Origin of the sequence: Erythrobacter sp. EC-HK427 (assembly GCF_902498745.1) — a bacterium.
Classification (GTDB): Bacteria; Pseudomonadota; Alphaproteobacteria; order Sphingomonadales; family Sphingomonadaceae; genus Alteraurantiacibacter.
In genome coordinates, this window is sequence record NZ_LR701479.1 from 2,005,039 (window position 1) to 2,023,461 (window position 18,423).

The 18,423-nt window shown below is 63.3% G+C and carries 10 protein-coding genes and 1 riboswitch; of the genes, 5 read left to right on the forward strand and 5 right to left on the reverse strand.

The window, feature by feature from the left end; genetic code table 11:
- Positions 1-30 precede the first annotated feature (30 nt).
- A riboswitch (cobalamin riboswitch) is annotated at positions 31-219 on the forward strand.
- Between the two features lie 93 nt (positions 220-312).
- From GC121_RS09900 to GC121_RS09915, 4 genes are read left to right on the forward strand one after another with little or no spacing between them, the layout of a single operon-like run.
- The gene (locus GC121_RS09900) at positions 313-2,202 is read left to right on the forward strand and encodes a TonB-dependent siderophore receptor (RefSeq protein WP_151974127.1); all 1,890 of its coding nucleotides are present in this window, start codon (positions 313-315) and stop codon (positions 2,200-2,202) included.
- A gap of 44 nt (positions 2,203-2,246) precedes the next feature.
- A complete protein-coding gene (locus GC121_RS09905) occupies positions 2,247-3,062 on the forward strand; it encodes an ABC transporter substrate-binding protein (RefSeq protein ID WP_234421192.1) in 816 nt (271 codons plus the stop codon).
- Positions 3,059-4,027: an iron ABC transporter permease gene (locus tag GC121_RS09910; protein WP_151974128.1), complete on the forward strand. Its 969-nt coding sequence runs from the start codon at positions 3,059-3,061 to the stop codon at positions 4,025-4,027. Before GC121_RS09905 ends, GC121_RS09910 begins: the two co-directional genes overlap by 4 nt.
- 13 nt (positions 4,028-4,040) lie before the next feature.
- Positions 4,041-4,778, forward strand: coding sequence for an ABC transporter ATP-binding protein (locus GC121_RS09915; protein WP_151974129.1), 738 nt, complete (start codon positions 4,041-4,043; stop codon positions 4,776-4,778).
- 230 nt (positions 4,779-5,008) lie between these two features.
- Here GC121_RS09915 and GC121_RS09920 read toward each other — a convergent pair whose 3' ends face one another.
- From GC121_RS09920 to GC121_RS09940, 5 genes are all read right to left on the reverse strand, one after another.
- Positions 5,009-7,177 carry a M3 family metallopeptidase gene (locus GC121_RS09920; protein WP_151974130.1) on the reverse strand — a complete coding sequence of 723 codons (2,169 nt, stop codon included), beginning with the start codon at positions 7,175-7,177 and terminating at the stop codon, positions 5,009-5,011.
- A 103-nt stretch (positions 7,178-7,280) separates the two neighbouring features.
- Positions 7,281-7,820, reverse strand: a complete 540-nt coding sequence (thpR, locus tag GC121_RS09925; protein WP_151974131.1) for an RNA 2',3'-cyclic phosphodiesterase — start codon at positions 7,818-7,820, stop codon at positions 7,281-7,283.
- A gap of 33 nt (positions 7,821-7,853) precedes the next feature.
- A complete protein-coding gene (locus GC121_RS09930) occupies positions 7,854-10,136 on the reverse strand; it encodes an FG-GAP repeat protein (RefSeq protein WP_199857822.1) in 2,283 nt (760 codons plus the stop codon).
- 138 nt (positions 10,137-10,274) lie between these two features.
- Entirely contained in the window at positions 10,275-12,464 is a 2,190-nt protein-coding gene (locus GC121_RS09935) for a CAP domain-containing protein (protein ID WP_151974133.1), read from the reverse strand.
- Positions 12,465-12,576: 112 nt separating this feature from the next.
- Positions 12,577-15,066 carry a calcium-binding protein gene (locus tag GC121_RS09940; RefSeq protein ID WP_151974134.1) on the reverse strand — a complete coding sequence of 830 codons (2,490 nt, stop codon included), beginning with the start codon at positions 15,064-15,066 and terminating at the stop codon, positions 12,577-12,579.
- 329 nt (positions 15,067-15,395) lie between these two features.
- Between GC121_RS09940 and uvrA the strand changes: the two genes are divergently transcribed.
- Positions 15,396-18,380 carry an excinuclease ABC subunit UvrA gene (uvrA, locus tag GC121_RS09945; RefSeq protein WP_151974135.1) on the forward strand — a complete coding sequence of 995 codons (2,985 nt, stop codon included), beginning with the start codon at positions 15,396-15,398 and terminating at the stop codon, positions 18,378-18,380.
- The last annotated feature ends 43 nt before the right edge of the window (positions 18,381-18,423 follow it).

Sequence of the window (18,423 nt, forward strand, 5' to 3'; positions counted from 1 at the left end):
AAGGCTTGCAGCGCGCATGATACCAACTTAAGGGCAGGCATCGTCACGGGTTGTTCGAGCGATCGAACCTAAGAGGGAAGCGGGTTCAAATCCCGCGCTGCCCCCGCAACTGTGACCGGGGAGCTTTCGCCCGATATGCCACTGCTTGTTGGAGCGGGAAGGCGGGCGGCAAGCGATGATCCGGGAGCCAGGAGACCTGCCGGGTGACGGTCGCTTTTGCTGCCGGGCGGGGTGTACCGGACGCATTCGGACGAAGCGCAATCCCGCGCTGGCTTCCGTCATAGGCGACGTTCGCTTGTGATAGGAGGTTTTGTGGTTAAATATCTGTTTATCGGTGTTTCTCTGGTGGCGATAGCCTCGCCTGCGATGGCGCAGGAGGAGGATGAGTTCGACACCGTCACCTTGGCCGACCCGGCGTTGGACGAGGCGACCATTACCGTCACCGCCACCGGCACCCGCACCGAAATCGAGGATTCGGGCCAAGCCATCACCGTAATCGGCGAAGAGGAGATCGCCGCGCTGCAAGGCCCCGACCTGCCGCGCGTGCTCGAACGCGTCCCCGGCCTTACCTACAGCCGTACCGGCGGGCTCGGCGCGCAGACGGGCGTGCGGTTGCGCGGCGCGGAGGCGGAGCAAGTGCTCGTCATTCTCGACGGCGTTCGCGTGGCCGATCCGGCATCGCCCTCGGGCGGGTTCGATTTCGGCAATCTGCTTTCCACCAACCTCGCCAAGGTCGAAGTCCTGCGCGGCTCCAATTCCACCATCTGGGGATCGGACGCGCTGGGCGGGGTGATCGTCGCCTCGACCCGCGCCGACACCGGCCTTGCGGGCGCTATCGAATATGGCAGCGATGACAGCCTCACCGCCGCCGCATCGGGGGGCGTGGGCGATCAGGATATCGGCTTCCTTGGCGCTTCCGCCAGCTATGCCCGCACCGACGGCTTCTCCGCCGCCGCCAGTGGCACCGAGCCGGACGGTTTCGCGCAATGGGCGCTGGAAGGCCATGGCCGTTACTATGCCAGCTACGAGCTCGAATTCTTCGCCCGCATCCGTCATGCCGAGGGAGAGCTCGACATCGACGGTTTCCCTGCACCCGCCTTCACGCTCGCCGATTCGGGCGAGACGCAGGACACAGCGCAAACCTTCGGCTCGGCAGGCGCGGTGTATGACAGCGGTCCACTGTTCCTCTCAGCCGCCTACAGCTTCGCCGACACCTCGCGCGACAATCTCGACGATACAGGCGCGGAGACCTTCACCAGCGATGGCCGCTCCGACCGCGTTTCACTGCGCGGCGAATGGCGGCCCATCGGCCCGCTGATCGTCAATTTCGGCGCGGAGAACGAGTGGACAAGTTACCAAACGCTGTTCGATTCCGGCAATAACACGCGGATTTTCGGTGCTTATGCGCAGGCAGGCATCGAGTGGCGCGGGATCTCCGGCCATATCGGCGCGCGGGTGGACGACCATGCCGATTTCGGCAGCGCAGTCAGCTTCGGCGCAGACCTCAGCTACGAAGTCGCGCCCGACTGGCGTTTGCGCGCCAGCGTGGGCGAAGGGTTCAAGGCACCGAGCCTGTTCCAGCTGTTCAGCGATTTCGGCAACACGGCGTTGCAACCCGAACGCGCAACCAGCTTCGATCTCGGGCTTGCCTATGGCGAGCGGGCTTCGGGCAATGTCTTTGGCGCGGTGACGCTGTTCCGCCGCGATACCGAAGACCAGATCGCCTTCGTCGGCTGCTTTGGTTCGAGCGATCCGATTTGCGACAACCGCCCCTTCGGTACGTACGACAACATCACCAGCGCGCGGGCACAGGGCGTCGAAGCCGAATTTCGCGCGCGTCCGGTGAGCGGCGTGGTGCTGGGCGCGGCCTATGCCTTTACCGATGCCGAGAACCGCGACACCGGCAACCAGCTCGCCCGCCGCCCGCGCCATGCGCTGACGCTGAGCGCGGATGTGTCGCCCGTCGATGCGCTGACAGTGGGCGCGGATATGCGGATTGTGTCGGACAGTTTCGACGATGCGGGCAATTTCGTGCCGCTCGACGGGTATGAAGTCCTCACCGTCCGCGTGGCCTATGATGTGACCGACGCAGTGCAACTCTACGGCCGCGTCGAGAATGTGTGGGACACAGATTACCAGACGGCCGCCGGTTACGCGACACGCGGGAGGGTGGCGTTTGTCGGGGCGAGGTTGGCGCTTTGATGCCCACAACCCCTTCGTCATCCCGGCGCAGGCCGGGAACCAGAATGGCGCTGCGCCTGCTCTGGTTTCCGGCCTTCGCCGGAATGACGGGATGTGGAGGGGCGCTGGAAACCGAGCGTGCCTCTACCCACCCCACAATCGTCAGCCTTAACCCCTGCGCCGATGCGATCCTGCACGAGGTCGCCGCGCCCGGGCAATTGCTCGCTGTCTCGCATTACAGCCACGATCCCGGCGCCACCTCGATGGTGCTGGCGGACGCGCTGCAATACAAGGCCACCGGCGGCACGGTGGAGGAAGTGCTCGCGCTCGCCCCCGATATCGTTGTGGCCGACACTTTCCTTGCCCCTGCAACGCGAGAAGCGCTGGAGGCGGCGGGAGTTGCCATCGTTTCGGTGGGCATGGTGTCCTCGCTGGAGGACAGCTTGGGGCAAATCGCTCTGCTGGGCGAGACGGTTGGCGCGCCGGAGCGGGCTGCGCTGCTGGCGGGCACAGTGCAATCGGCGTGGGACAATGCCGCCAGCGATGCCGCGCCGGTTGCCACGCTGCTTTGGCAGGATGGCGGCATCGTTGCAGGCGAGGGCTCGCTCGCGTTCGCGCTGCTGGAGCAGTCGGGCTTTACCAGCCACTCCGCCGCGCGCGGGTTGGGGCAGGGCGCTTACCTGCCGCTGGAACAGGTGCTGGCCGATCCGCCAGAGCTGATCCTTGCTTCGGGCGGCGAGCGGGTGCTGACGCACCCGGTGCTCGGCGCGCTGGACGGGGTGCGTTACGCCACGTTCGACAGCGCGCTGCTGTATTGCGGCGGGCCGACCATTCCGCGCGCGTTGGAGCGCCTCGGCGAGATTAGGCGGCAAGCAGGATGAACCGCGCCACTCTCATTTTCGGCGGCCTCCTCGCGCTCGCCATCCCGCTTTCGCTGCTAGCGGGGCGCGTGTGGCTTGACCCGGCGAGCACGCCCAATGCCGCGCTGATCCTCGCCGAATTGCGCCTGCCGCGCGCGGTGCTCGCGGTGGTGATTGGTGGCGGGCTGGGCGCGGCGGGCGCGGCGATGCAAGGCTATTTACGCAACCCGCTCGCCGATCCCGGCCTGTTCGGCATTGCGCCGGGCGCGGCGCTGGGCGCGGTGATGGCGCTGACATTTGGCGTGTCGTGGAACCTGCTGCTGACCGGTTCGGCGCTGGCGGGCGCGGCGGGAGCGATGGCGCTGCTCGCGCTGATCGCGGGACGCACCGCCAGCCCTGCCAATGGCATCGCGCTGTTCACGCTGGCGGGCATGATGATTGCGAGCCTTGCGGGCGCGCTGACCAGCCTTGCCATCAGCCTTGCCCCCAATGCCTTCGCCATGAGCAGCATTGTCACCTGGCTGATGGGCGCGCTGACCGACCGCAGCTGGGCCGATGTGCAGCTCGCCGCGCCGCTGACGCTGGCGGGCGTGCTGGTGCTGTGGAGAGTGGGCCGCGCACTTGATGCGATGACGTTGGGCGAGGCGGCGGCGCGCTCGATGGGGGTCGATCCCAAGCGGCTGATGTGGGCGATGGTGCTGGGCACCGGCCTCACCGTGGGCAGCGGCGTGGCGGTTGCGGGGATCATCGGCTTTGTCGGCCTGATCGTGCCGCATCTGGTGCGCCCGCTCACCGACAAGCGCCCTTCCAGCCTGATCGTGCCATCGGCGCTGGCAGGCGCGCTGCTGGTGCTGGTGGCGGATGTGGTGTGCCGCATCCTGCCGCTGGTGACCGAGCTACGGCTGGGCATCGCGCTAAGCCTGATCGGCGCGCCGTTCTTCCTGCTGCTGCTGTTGCGGATGCGTGCTTCGACAGGCTCAGCATGAGCGGAGGTTGGTTATGATTCTCGCTTGCGAAGGTCTTACGGTCGAGCGTGGCGGCACGGCCATTCTGGATGGCGTCACCGCGTCGCTGATCCCCGGCGATATCACCGCGATTTGCGGCCCCAATGGCGCTGGCAAATCGACGCTGCTTTCAACGCTGGCCCATCTGATGGAGCCCGCTGCGGGCAGCGTTACCCTGAGCAACAAGCCGGTGGGCGCGATGCATCCGCTCACCCGCGCGCGCAACATCGGCTATCTGCCGCAAACGGGCGAAGTCGCGTGGGATGTGGCGGTGCGCGATCTGGTGGCGCTGGGCCGCCTGCCGCACCGCGATGCGGGCGAGGCGGAAGTGCGGCAAGCGATCGGCATTTGCGATCTGGATGACCTCGCCCATCGTCCCGTCTCCACGCTGTCGGGCGGGGAGAAGGCGCGGGCGTTGCTGGCGCGGGTGCTGGCGGGCCAGCCGCAATGGATCCTCGCCGACGAACCGCTCGCCGCGCTCGATCTGGCGCACCAGCTGGCGATGCTGCGTGTGCTGCGGAGCGAGGCCGAGGCGGGCTGCGGCGTGGTGTTGGTGCTGCACGATCTGGCGCTGGCGATGAACCACGCCGACCGCGTGCTGGTGCTCGACAAAGGGCGGCTGGTGGCGGACGGCATTCCGGAAGAGGCGCTTTCCGGCGGCACCATCCGAGAGGTGTGGGGCGTCGATGCGCACTGGATCGGCGAAGAGGGCGCTCGGGCGCTGGTGTATTAGGGTTCACACGAAGAACACAAAGCCACGAAGATGTGGCACACACACGCGCCGTAGGCGCAATATGTTTCGCGCAGAGTCCGCAGGGAACGCGGAGGGTCGTGGCCAAAAAAAACTCTGTGCTCTCTGCGATCTCTGCGCGAAATTATCGATTGCCTGCGGCGCAAAGAAAGGGGGCGATGCCAAGCACCGCCCCCTTCGTGTCTTCGTGGTCTTCGTGCGAACCGTAAACCCTACTCCGCCAGCAACCCACGCGCCCGCAGCAGCGGCTCGACTTGCGGATCGCGCCCCGTGAAGTCGCGGAACATTTGTTCGTAGCTCTTCGAATGGCCCTGGCCGAGGAAGGTTGCCACGATCCGGTCGCCCATTGCGCGGGTCATGCCGCCATTGGCCTCAACATAGCTGTAGGCATCGTGATGCAGCATTTCGGTCCAGGTGTAGGCGTAATAGCCCGAATCATATCCATGCTCGAAAATGTGCCGGAAATACGGCGTGCGATAGCGCGGCGGCACCAGATCGTGGCGCAGACCGATCCGTTCCAGTGCTTCGGCTTCGAAAGCCATCACATCGGTCGGTGCGGGCTCGCTGGGATCGAGCGAGTGCCATTCCATATCGAGCAGGCTGGCGGCGATGACTTCGCCAAAGCCGTGGCCCTGGTTGAAGCGGCTGGCGCGGCCAATCGCTTCAACCAGTTCGGCCGGGATCGGTTCGCCCGTCTCGTGGTGGCGCGCATAGCGTTCCAGTACTTCGGGCAGCGCGGCGAAATTCTCGTGGAACTGGCTGGGGAATTCCACCCAGTCGCGCGCGGTGTTGGTGCCCGAAATCGACGGATAGGGCTGGTCGGCGAAGATGCCGTGCAGCGCGTGGCCGAATTCGTGGAACATCGTCTCGACATCGTCCCACGTCGCCAGACGCGGCTCACCCGGCGCGGGCGGGGCGATGTTCTGCGTATTGGTGACGACCGGGCGCAGGCCGAGCAGATGGCTCTGTTCGACAAAATTGCTCATCCACGCCCCGCCGCGCTTGGAATCGCGCTGCATCGGATCGAAGTAGAACAGCGCAATCGGCTCGCCATCGTGGAACACGGTGTAGACCGACACATCGGGGTGGTAGGTCGGGATATCGTCGCGCTTTTCGAAGGTCAGGCCGTAAAGCTCTCCGGCCATGTAGAACACGCCCTCTTCGAGCACGCGGTCGACTTCGAAATACTGGCGGATTTCCTCGTTATTAAGCGCATAGCGTTCCTGCCGGACGATTTCGGCGTAATAGGGCCAATCCCATGCGGCGAGCTCGAACGTATGCCCGTCCTGCTCCAGCCGTTCCTGCAACACGGCGGCTTCGCGTTCCTGCGTGGCGCGCAAAGCGGGCACCATGTCGGCCATGAAACCGATCGCCTGCTGCGGATCGCTGACCATCCGGTCATACATCTGCCAGTTGGCGTGTGTCGGCTCGCCGAACAATTGCGCGCGGCGGTTGCGCAGGGCGATGGTCTCGCGGATCATCGGCAGCGTCGCGGTTTCGCCCGACTGGTTGCGATCAACGCTCGCACGGTGCAGCCGCTCGCGCGTGGTGCGGTTGTGGAGTTGGGACAGCATCGGCACGCCGGTGGTGTTGCTGACGGTGAGCATGAACTTGCCGTCATGCCCGCGCTCGGTCGCCAAAGCCGCGGCAGCCGCGATCTGCCCGTCGGACAGGCCCGCCAACTCCTCGCGGGTGTCCACCACGATGGCGGCCGCATTCTGCCCCTGCGTAATCAGCTGGGAGATTTGCGAGGAGAGCGTCGACAAACGCTCGTTAATCGCGCGCAATTCGGTCTGCGCATTAGGGCCAAGCTGCGCGCCGCGATGGACGAACTCGTTATAGTAGATGTCCAGCAACATCGCGTCTTCGGGCGTCATGGCCATGGCGGCACGGTTGTCGTAAATGGTGCGGACGCGTTCGAACAGCTGCGGGTTCAGATAGATGCTGTCGCTCATCGCCGCGATCTGCGGGGCGAGCGCGGCGTCGGCATCGGCAATCGTATCGTTGATATTCGCGCCGACAATCTGGCTGAAGGCGGAATAACTGCGCGAGAAGACCTGGCCCGAACGCTCCATCGCCACCAGCGTGTTATCGAAAGTGGGCGGGTTGGGATTGTTCGCAATCGCTTCAACCTCGGCGAGGCGGATCGCAATCGCTTCCTCGATAATGCCCTGCCATGCGCTGTCGGCAACCTGGTCGAATTGCGGCGCGTGCATATAGAGCGGGGACGGCTCGGCAAAGATGCTGGTGGCGACCGGGATCTCGGGATCATAGGCGATCTCGGCCATTGGCGGGGTCACATTCATGTCACTCTCCGGCATGGTGGCGCAGGCGGTCAGGGCGAAGGCCAGCGTGGTGCTGGCAAGCAGGCGCGATTTCATGAGGGCGGCCTCGTCTTTCTCTCTCTTGTGTTGCGGCGTTCCTCAAGCGACCGGACGCCGTTCTGCGGAGCGTTCTAGAACGCGCTACGCCCGCTGCCAAGCACTAGCGCCGGGGAAAGCTGGCGATTTGCGTGTAGAGCGGCCCCTGCGGCGTCAGATCGCTTTCGAACAGCGCGAAGCTGTCGGCGCTCCACGGGCCAAGGCTGAGGCGGCTGTGCATCGCCAGCCAGTCGCCAATCGCTGCGCTGCCGGAATTGAGCCGGGCGAGGGTGACGTGGGGGATGAACTTGCGCGTCTCTGCCATCAGTCCTGCGCGTCGGCAGGCCATTTCCACGTTGTGCTGCAATTCGGTGAGCGCGGGCGAGGGGGTTACTGCGGCCCAGATCGCCTTGGCGCGCTTCGCCCCGTCAAAATGGCCGATGCCGTCAATGGCGACAGGGAGGGGGCGGAAAGGCACGCTCTCCAGCGCGCTTATCACATCATCAGCCTGATGCCGTTCAACTTCGCCGATAAAGCGCAGCGTGATATGCAGATTATCCGCATCCTGCCAGCGCGCGCCCGCAACGCCCTCCATCGTATCGAGCAGCGCATCGCACACGCTTTCCGGCAGGCGCAGGGCGACAAACAGGCGGCGCTGGGACATTCGCTGCCTTTGGCACAGATTGCGTAGTCGAGGCTAGAGGATGAAGTCCGCTTCGGTCAGCGTGTGCAGGCCGTTGACGCGGATGGCGAGATCGGCGCCGCCATCGCCATCGATGTCCATCAGCAGCATCGTTTGGTTGCGATCGACTTCCCAGCGCAGCTCGCCCGCGGTGCCGCTGAACTCGGCCGCCCCGACAAAGGTGAAGGCATCATCGCCGCCGCCGAGGATCGCATCGACCGCCGAAAGATCGATCTTGTCGCCGTCCGCCGAGCGATAACCCGCGATGCGGTCTGCGGTCAGCACGGTGAGCCCGGCAAAGTCGCCATCGGCAAAGGCGAAGGTATCGGCCCCTTGCGCGCCGCGCAGGTTGTCGAAGCCCGCGCCGCCCGAAAGCCAGTCATCACCATTGCGTCCGATCAGCGTGTCGTCACCATCGCCGCCATACAGGCTTCCGCCGCCATCGCTGACGCGCAGATAGTCGTTCCCGCCCAAACCACGCAGCGTCGAGCCGACCGCCACGCTGACGATTGAGTTGTCGAGCTCATTCCCCACGCCTTCCGCCGCATCGCCGCGCAGCCGCAGGTTTTCGACGTGTTCGCCGAGCGTATAGCTGAGCGAGGAGGTGACGGTGTCATCGCCTTCATCCGCCAGCTCGATCACCACATCGCCGGTATTGGTGACGAAATAGAGATCGTCGCCTGCACCGCCCGCCATGATGTCATCGCCGTCACGGCCGTTCAGGCGGTCGTTCCCGGCATAGCCGTTCAACCGGTCATTGCCGCGCCCGCCGAGCAGGTTGTCGTCGGTCGCGGGCGTGCCCTCGGTCTGGTTGGAGGTGCGGCCGAAGATGACGTAGGCCTCGCCGGTTGAAGCATCGGCACCAAATGCGCCGATCAGGATATCATCGTAGCCATCGCCATTCACATCGCCGGCACCGCTCACCGCCCAGCCGGAAAAATCATTGACACCGATTCCATCGAGGCGGAAGCCATTGGAACCATCGAGCGTGGAGAGGTTGAGCGCAGCGGTGAAACCACTGGCCTTACCAAACACCACATAGCTTTCGCCGCCATCGGTAGCGCCTGCGTCACCACTAAAACTACCGATGATAATATCATCGAAGCCGTCGCCATTGACATCGCCGGCACTGCTCACCGACCTACCGAATTGATCATTGGCATCTATACCATCGAGGCGGAAGCCATTGGAGCCATCAAGCGATGAGAGATCGAGGGCAGCTGTAAAACCACTGGCCTTGCCGAATACAACGTAGCTCTCTCCGGAATTGGTAGCGCCTGCGTCTCCGAAATGAGCCCCGATGATAATATCATCGTATCCATCGCCATTCACATCGCCGGCGCCGCTCACCGCAATGCCAGAAAAATCAATGGTATCTATACCATCGAGGCGGAAGCCATTGGAGCCATCAAGCGAGGAGAGATCGAGGGCAGCTGTAAAACCACTGGCCTTGCCGAATACAACGTAGCTCTCCCCGGAATCGAGACCACCCTCGTCTCCGCGAAAAGCCCCGATGATAATATCATCGAATCCATCGCCGTTAACATCGCCTGCACCGCTCACCGAAAAGCCGGAACTATCGCTGTTATCGATCCCATCGAGGCGGAAGCCATTAAAGCCATCGAGGGCAGAGAGACTGAGCGCAGGGGTAAAACCACTGGCCTTACCAAACACTACGTAGGTCTGTCCGGAACCGGTCTCACCCGCGTTGGCCCCCCGAGCCCCGATGATAATATCATCGAACCCGTCGCCATTAACATCTCCGGCCCCGCTCACCGATTGGCCGGAACTATCACTGCTATTGATTCCATCGAGGCGAAAGCCATTGGTGCCATCAAGCATGGAGAGACTGAGCGCAGCGGTAAAACCACTGGCCTTACCAAATACGACATAGCTTTCTCCGGAATCAGTGGCGCCCGCGTCGCCATCCTGAGCCCCGATGATGATGTCATCGAACCCATCGCCGTTAATATCGCCTGCACCGCTTACCGAGTAGCCGGAATTATCACTGTTATTGATCCCATCGAGGCGGAAACCATTGGAGCCATCAAGCGTGGAGAGATCGAGGGCAGAGGTAAACCCATTCGCCTTGCCAAACACGACATAGCTTTCGCCGCTATCGGTAGCGCCTGCGTCCCCGCCCCAAGCCCCGATGATGAAATCGTCGAATCCATCGCCATTGACGTCGCCGATGTTGCTGACCGAGAAGCCCGCACGGTCACCTGAGCCGATACCCCTGATGGTGAAACCGTTTTGCCCGTCGAGTGTGGAAAGGTCGATGCTTGCAGGAAAGCTCATGCTGGTAACCCCCGAAAATGCGCGATCGCGAAGGCGTCCGGTCATCGGAAAGCGCCCGCCGCATCAGTGGGGGGGATGTTTGGTTTTTACACGCGCCGCTGTCCAGTGACAAACCTTGTCACAATCCGGCGTGTGCTATCACAGCACAAAATCCGCCTCGGTCAGGGTGATGAGGCCGGTTAGCGCGATGGCGTAGTCGGCGGTCATGTCGCCATTGGTGTCCATATACACCATCGTCACGCCGCCCGATTGCTCGAAGCGGAGCTGGCCTGCCACGCCGGTGAATTCTGCCGCGCCGATGAAGGTGAAGGCATTGTCGCCGCCGCCGGTGATGGCATCGACCAGCGAGAGGTCGATCCGGTCGCCTTCGAGCTGGTCGAAGTCGGTAATGCGGTCAGCTGTCGTCGTGGTCAGCCCGGCAAAGTGTCCGTCATCAAACGCGAAGACATCTGCGCCAATGTCGCCGCGCATCGTGTCCTTGCCGATGCCGCCAATGATCGTGTCATTGTCGCGCCCGCCGAAGATTGTGTCGTCGCCCGAGCCGCCATCGATCGTGTCGTTGCCGTGGCTGCCGTTCAGCTCGTCATTGCCCGATCCGCCGAAAATCTGGTCGTTCCCGCCAAGCCCGTTGATCGTGTCATTATTCGCCCCGCCATCGAGCGTGTCATCGCCCTGGCTGCCGCGCAGGAAATCGTTTCCGCCAAAGCCGCGCAGCACGGCGCCCGGGCTCTTGGCGTAGATGGCATTCGCAAGGCCATTGCCATCGCCCTGTGTTGCACCGCCGACAAGGATCAGGTTTTCGATATTGTCGCCCAGCGTGAAGTTGACGAAGGCGCGCACGGTGTCGGTGCCTTCGCCCGCGTTCTCGGTCACGGTGTCGCCCAGATTGTCCACGATGTAATTGTCGTTATCCGCACCGCCGCGCATATCGTCCGCGCCGGCCTGGCCGTCGATCAGATCGCGCCCCGCACCGCCAAGGAGCGTGTCATTGCCAAGGCCGCCATACAGTCTGTCCGCGCCGATACTGCCCACCAGCGTGTCTGCCCCGCCATAGCCGAACAGCCTGCTGCCGAGCGTCGGGTTGGCGAGGATTTCTTCGCCATTATTGGTGCCGTGCAAAGCGGTGGCGCTGCCGATCAGCGCGAAGCTCTCGACATGGGCGTAGCGGTTGCCGAAGGGGTTGAGATTGATGCTGGTGTAAATCCGGTCAGTGCCATCGCCCGCCAGCTCGCGCACCACATCGAACACGCTGTCGATATAGAAGCTATCGTCACCCGCGCCGCCGGTCATGTCGTCAATGCCAAGCCCGCCGTCGAGCGTGTCGTTGCCGCCGAAGCCGAACAGGACATCATCGCCCGCAAGCCCGTTGAGGACGTCAACACCCGCCCCGCCATTTAATGTATCGACCCCGGGCGTCCCGTTCTGCACATTGCTCGTGTCCACCGCATCTGCGGCTTCGACATCCAGCTTGACGTTTGCCGTGCCCAAAGTCGCCGAAGCCGTGATCGTGCCGACCAGCCCGCCGCCCGAGAAAACGATGTCATAGGTGCCCGCAGGCACCGCGATCTGCCAGCCGCCCGCATCCCACGTCATGGTGGAGAAGGTGCCGCTGGTGCCCGTCAGCGTCACCGTTACGCCGCCCATGCCTTCGCCGATATCGTAGAAATCGTCATTGTCGGTATCGTTGATGACAACGCCGACAAATTGCGCCTGATAGCCAAAGCGCGTGCCCAGATCCTGCGTCACCACCAGCGGGCCGACACTGGTCGCGGAATTGGTCTCCGCGGTCACCGCGATGCCGATTTCGGTGAAATTGGCATTCATCAGGCTGAGCAAATGCCCCGCCGGATCCTGGATACCGTCGCCGCGCGTCTGCCAGTCGTTATAGCGCACGTTGTTGCCGTCGAAATCCTCGTCATCGAAGCCCCAGTCGACCACGAATCCGGCATGGCCGTAGACCACGCTATCCGAATAGGCGTAGATATTCTCCCCCAGCCGCGACCAGTTGGTGTAGCCCGCATCGGTGATGCGCGCGCCGAGGCCCAATTCGCCGGGCAATTGGTGGCTTTGCGTGTCCGCCGCGATCATTTCGTCATTGTGGCGCTGCGCGGCGAGGGCGAGGGCACTGTTCCACGCCAGCGGATTGACCGGCGCAAAGGCGAGCATAGCCGCTTGAAACGAACTCAGCTCGACCCCGAAGAAATTGAGCGCGCCCTGGATTTCCGCCAGCACCTCCGCCGTGGTCAGCCGGGCGTATTCGCCATGCGGATCCATCCGCAGACGGTTGATCAATTCGAGAAACAGCTGCTCTTGCGGCGTCGGGTTCATCGGGAATGCCTCATCGTGTCACGCGCACCTATAGTGCGGCAAAGTCACTGCCGCGACAAGATGAACACCGCCTTAGAAGGCAAGGTTAAGGCGAGCGGCCCGGCCAGCCGGATCAGAGGATAAAATCCGCCTCGGTCAGATTGATTAGCCCCGTCAGCGCGATCGCCAGATTGGCATTACCATTGCCGTTGGTGTCCATGAAAATCATGGTGACACCGCCCGATTGTTCGAAACGCACTTCGCCCGCAGTGCCGCTGAACGCGCCGCTGCCGATGAAGGTGAAGGCGTCATCGCCGCCGCCCAGAATGGCATCGACCAATGAAAGATCGATTGTGTCGTTCTCGGCCTGGTCGAAATCGGTGATCGTGTCGGCGGTACTTGCGGTCAGGCCTGAGAAATGGCCGTCATCGAAGACGAAAATATCCGCGCCGATATCGCCGCGCATGGTGTCGAGGCCCGCGCCACCGGTGATGGTGTCGTTATCCTTGCCGCCGAAAATCGTATCATTGCCGGTGCCGCCATCGATGATATCATCGCCGTTGCTGCCCTTGATCTCGTCATCGCCCGAGCCGCCATCGATTGTGTCGGCACCGCTGAGGCCGTTGATGGTGTCGTTACCGCGTCCGCCCTGAATGATGTCATTGAACTGGCTGCCACGGATATTGTCATTCCCGTCAAACCCGCGCAGCGTTGCCGCGCCGCCTGCGGTGACGATGGTGTTGTCGAGCGCGTTGCCATTGCCGACCGAGGCGGTGAGCGCGAGGCGCAACAGCTCGATATTCTCTCCCAGCGTGAAGTCGACAAAGGAGCGGACAAAGTCCGTGCCCTCATCGGCGAACTCGATCACCACATCGCCCAGATTGTCGACGAAGTAATTGTCGTTCCCGGCCCCGCCCGTCATCGTGTCGGCACCGGCATTGCCGTCGATAACATCATTACCGCCGCCGCCGAAGATGGTGTCGTTACCGCTGCCGGCGAAGATCCGGTCATTGCCGACGCTGCCATTGATCGTATCATCCCCGCCATAGGCGAATATGCGGCTCCCCAGCGTCGGGTTGGCGAAGATCGTTTCGCCATTGTCGGTCGTGTGAATCGCAATCGCGCTGCCGATCAGCGCGAACACCTCGATATTGGCGTAGCGGGTGCCGAAGGGGTTGAGGTTGATTGCAGTGTTGAGCCGGTCGGTGCCTTGGCCGGGCAGTTCGGTCACAATGTCGGCGATGCTGTCGATGAAATAGGTATCGTTGCCCAGTCCGCCAATCATCTCGTCATTGCCGGTGCCGCCGTCGAGCGTGTCATTGCCATTATTGCCGATGAGGACGTCACTTCCGTCGAGCCCGTAAAGGATGTCATCCAGACCGGAGCCGTTGAGGGTATTGTCGGTCGCTTGCCGGTCAGTGATCTGGCCATCGCCCGGATCGGCGGTGATCGCGGTGTTGAACAGGCGCGGATCGAGGATTTCGGTGTAGATCTCGCCGTTTTCCCAGCTCACGAGAATGCGCCCGTCGGTGGTGAGGCTGGCGGAGAAATCGCCGATATCGCCGCCCACCCCGTCGGCATCATTGCTGATGATGATGGTGACGCCCTGCTGGCTGCCGTTAAACCCGCGCACGCCGAGCAGGCGGCCCACGGTATCGTCGCGGAACACCGTGTAATACCCGCCATCCTCCAGCGCGACCAGATCGATGGTGCTGAAATTAAGCGTGGTGTTGTTGGTGATATTGAATTCGGGCACCGAAGAGGTGCCGTTCTCGTTCAGGATGCGCCCGCGGATGTCGCCGCTTTCCACCCACGCGATCAGCAGGCGGTTATCCGCCAGTTGCACGATCCGCGGGCCGCTGTCGTCATCGCCGTCATCGGGCAAAGAGATGTTGTTGACCAGCGCGCCATTGGTGCCATTGGCATTGCTCAGCCGCAATTCGACCGTGCGCCGGTTGAATCCGCCGAACGTGTCGTTCTCGGTATAGACCGTCGCAAAGCCGCCATTGGCGAGCGCGATGGTATCCGGCTCGGCAATGTTTTCGTTATCGGCACTGCCCGAGAAGCCGTCTTCCCGCATCACCACTTCGCTGTCCACTTGCGTGCCGAAGGAGGTGAATTTGCGCCCCACGAGATCCTGGTTGGTGCCGTCATCGCGGATGAAGGTGACGAAGAAGCTGCCGTCTGCTTGCACCGCGACGTTGGGGTTGGAGTAGGTCAATCCGTTCCCCGCAGAGTCGTTTACGGCAAAGTCCCCGACAGTGCGAAAGCCTGTCGCATCATAAATGCCGAAGATCAGATCGGTGTCGTCAGCATTCGGGAAGGTGTAGACCATCACGAAACCGCCATCGGGTGTCGCCGCGACCGAGTTGAGCACTTCATTGCGCGAGAAGCCGAAGAAATTGTTCAGGAACAGCGATCCGGTGATCGGCTGCCCCAGCGCGTTGAAAATCACCCCGACAATGTCGGTGCCGGCGCCACCGCCCACCGGATTGGAATCATCCTCCCACACCACCAGAAAATTGCCGTTGGCCAGCGCGACCACGCGCGGATTGGCCTGATTATTGGCAGTGACGAGATTGGTGATGAATTCCTGCAACCAGGTTGTCGGCGTAATCGACATGACATTTCCCCCACATGGCCGCCGCACAAGGGCAAGCCGGTAACCCGCGTGCGCTGCGTGGCCGGAAGGCACAATGCGCGGGCGGACAATGGCGCAAGCCTATCATCGACCGGGCATAGGCAAAAGCCCCAATCGCTAGGCTGGTGCGGGCGTTCTTAAACGGGACGCGGGCGGGGGGCTTGGCGAAATGCGACAGGGGGGGGCAGGGGAAAACGCGACTCAGGCCGCGCTCGAACATTTGCAGAACATCGCCGCTTCGGCTACGTCACGCCCAACACCCCCATCAGCCCCTCTGGACTCAGCGCCAGCCAAGCCCCAAGTGACCCGCCATGGCTCTTACCCACATCACCGTCAAAGGTGCCCGCGAGCATAATCTCAAGGGTGTCGATATTGAATTGCCGCGCGATGCGCTGATCGTCATCACCGGGCTTTCGGGCTCCGGCAAGTCGAGTCTCGCTTTCGATACGATCTATGCCGAGGGGCAGCGGCGGTATGTCGAGAGCCTGTCCGCCTATGCGCGGCAGTTCCTCGAAATGATGCAGAAGCCCGATGTCGAGCATATTGACGGGCTTTCGCCCGCGATCTCCATCGAGCAGAAGACGACGAGCCGCAACCCGCGCTCCACCGTGGCGACCGTTACCGAGATTTACGATTATATGCGCCTGCTCTGGGCGCGGGTGGGGGTGCCGTACAGCCCCGCCACCGGCCTGCCGATTGAAGCGCAGACCGTCTCCACCATGGTCGACCGGGTGATGGCCTTGCCCGAGGGCACGCGGCTCTATCTGCTCGCGCCGGTGGTGCGCGGGCGCAAGGGCGAATACCGGCGCGAGCTGGCCGAATGGCAGAAGGCCGGCTTCACCCGCGTGCGCATCGATGGCGAGATGTATGCGATTGAAGACGCGCCCGCGCTCGACAAGAAGTTCAAGCACGACATCGAAGTGGTGGTCGATCGCCTCGCGGTGAAGGACGGCTTGCAGACGCGGCTGGCGGACTCGTTTGAGCAGGCGCTGAAACTGGCCGAGGGGCTGGCCTATGTGGATTTGGCGGATGGGACGGTGGCGGCACTGCAATCTCCCCTCCCGGAAACGGGAGGGGCCGGGGGAGGGCCTGTAACCGGCGGCGCATCTGACACGCCCTCCCCCGACCCCTCCCGCAAGCGGGAGGGGAGTGGCATGAAAGGCGCCGGCATCCCCCCCAACCGCATCGTCTTTTCCGAAAAGTTCGCCTGCCCCGTTTCCGGCTTTACCATTGAGGAGATCGAGCCGCGGCTGTTCTCGTTTAACTCCCCCCAGGGCGCGTGCCCGACCTGCGACGGGATCGGCGAGAAGCAGCTGTTCGATCCGCAGCTGGTCGTCCCCAACGAGGAGCTCAGCCTGAAGAAGGGCGCGGTGGTGCCGTGGGCGAAGTCCAACCCGCCATCGCCCTATTATATGCAGGTGCTCGGCAGTCTGGCGGCGGAGTTCGGCTTCGCGCTCGACACGCCGTGGAACCAGCTGTCCGAAGAGCATCGCGACATCATCCTCTACGGCACCAGAGGCCGCCGCGTGCCGCTCACCTTCAAGGACGGGCGCAAAAGCTACACGGTGGAAAAGCCGTTCGAAGGGGTGATCGGCAACTTGAACCGCCGCCTCGCGCAGACCGAAAGCGCGTGGATGCAGGAGGAGCTTTCCAAGTTCCAGACCGCGCAGCCGTGCGAGACCTGCGGCGGCGCGCGCCTCAACGAGAAGGCGCGGGCGGTGAAGATTGACGGGACGGACATCAGCCGCCCGGTGCGCTTTTCCGTCTCCGACGCGCTCGCATGGTTCGAGGCGCTGCCCGCCAAGCTCACCGACACGCAGAACCAGATCGCCCGCGCCATCCTGAAGGAGATTGTCGAGCGGCTTGGCTTCCTCAACAATGTCGGGCTGGATTACCTCAATCTGGATCGCACCAGCGGCACGCTATCAGGGGGCGAGAGCCAGCGCATCCGCCTCGCCAGCCAGATCGGCTCCGGCCTTTCCGGCGTGCTTTACGTGCTCGACGAGCCCTCCATCGGCCTCCACCAGCGCGATAACGACCGGCTGCTCGAAACGCTCAAACGCCTGCGCGATCTCGGCAATACGGTGATCGTGGTGGAGCATGACGAGGACGCGATCCGCGCGGCCGACCATATCGTCGATCTCGGCCCCGGCGCGGGGGTGCGCGGCGGCGAGGTGGTGGCGCAGGGGACGCTGAAGCAAATCCTCAAGGCCAAACACAGCCTCACCGCCGATTACCTCACCGGACGGCGCGAAATCGCGGTTCCGAAGACGCGCCGCAAGGGCAACGGCCACAAGCTGACCGTCCACGGCGCGCGGGCGAACAACCTGAACAACGTCACCGCCAGCCTGCCATTGGGCACCTTCACCTGCATCACCGGCGTTTCCGGCAGCGGCAAATCCTCCTTCACCATCGACACGCTCTACGCCGCCGCCGCGCGCACGCTGAACGGGGCGCGGGTGATCGCGGGCGCGCATGACAAGGTGACCGGCCTCGAATTCTGCGACAAGGTGATCGAGATCGACCAGTCGCCCATCGGCCGCACCCCGCGCTCCAACCCCGCGACCTATACCGGCGCCTTCACCCAGATCCGCGACTGGTTTGCGGGCCTCCCCGAAAGCCTGGCGCGCGGATACAAGCCCGGCCGCTTCAGCTTCAACGTGAAAGGCGGGCGGTGCGAGGCGTGCTCCGGCGACGGCCTTATCAAGATCGAAATGCACTTCCTGCCCGATGTCTATGTGACCTGCGAGCAATGCGGCGGCAAACGCTACAACCGCGAAACGCTGGAGGTGAAGTTCAAAGGCCACTCGATTGCCGACGTGCTCGACATGACGATCGAGGACGCGGAAGGCTTCTTCAAGGCCGTCCCCCCCATCCGCGACAAAATGCATATGCTGAACGAGGTGGGGCTGGGCTATGTGAAGGTCGGCCAGCAGGCGACGACGCTGTCAGGCGGAGAGGCGCAGCGGGTGAAACTGGCCAAGGAGCTGTCGAGGCGCTCGACCGGCCAGACGCTGTATATCCTCGACGAGCCGACTACGGGGTTGCATTTCGAGGATGTGCGCAAACTGCTCGAAGTGCTGCACCGGCTGGTGGACCAGGGGAACTCGGTCGTGGTGATCGAGCACAATCTGGATGTGATCAAGACGGCCGACTGGGTGCTCGATTTGGGGCCTGATGGCGGGGTGCGCGGGGGTGAGGTTGTTGCGCAGGGGACGCCGGAGGAGGTCGCTGGGGTGAGCGGGAGTTATACGGGGCAGTATCTGAAGCCGATGTTGGAGCGGGGTGCGCCGTAGCTCTACCGTCACCCCGGACTTGATCCGGGGCAAGGCTTCTTTT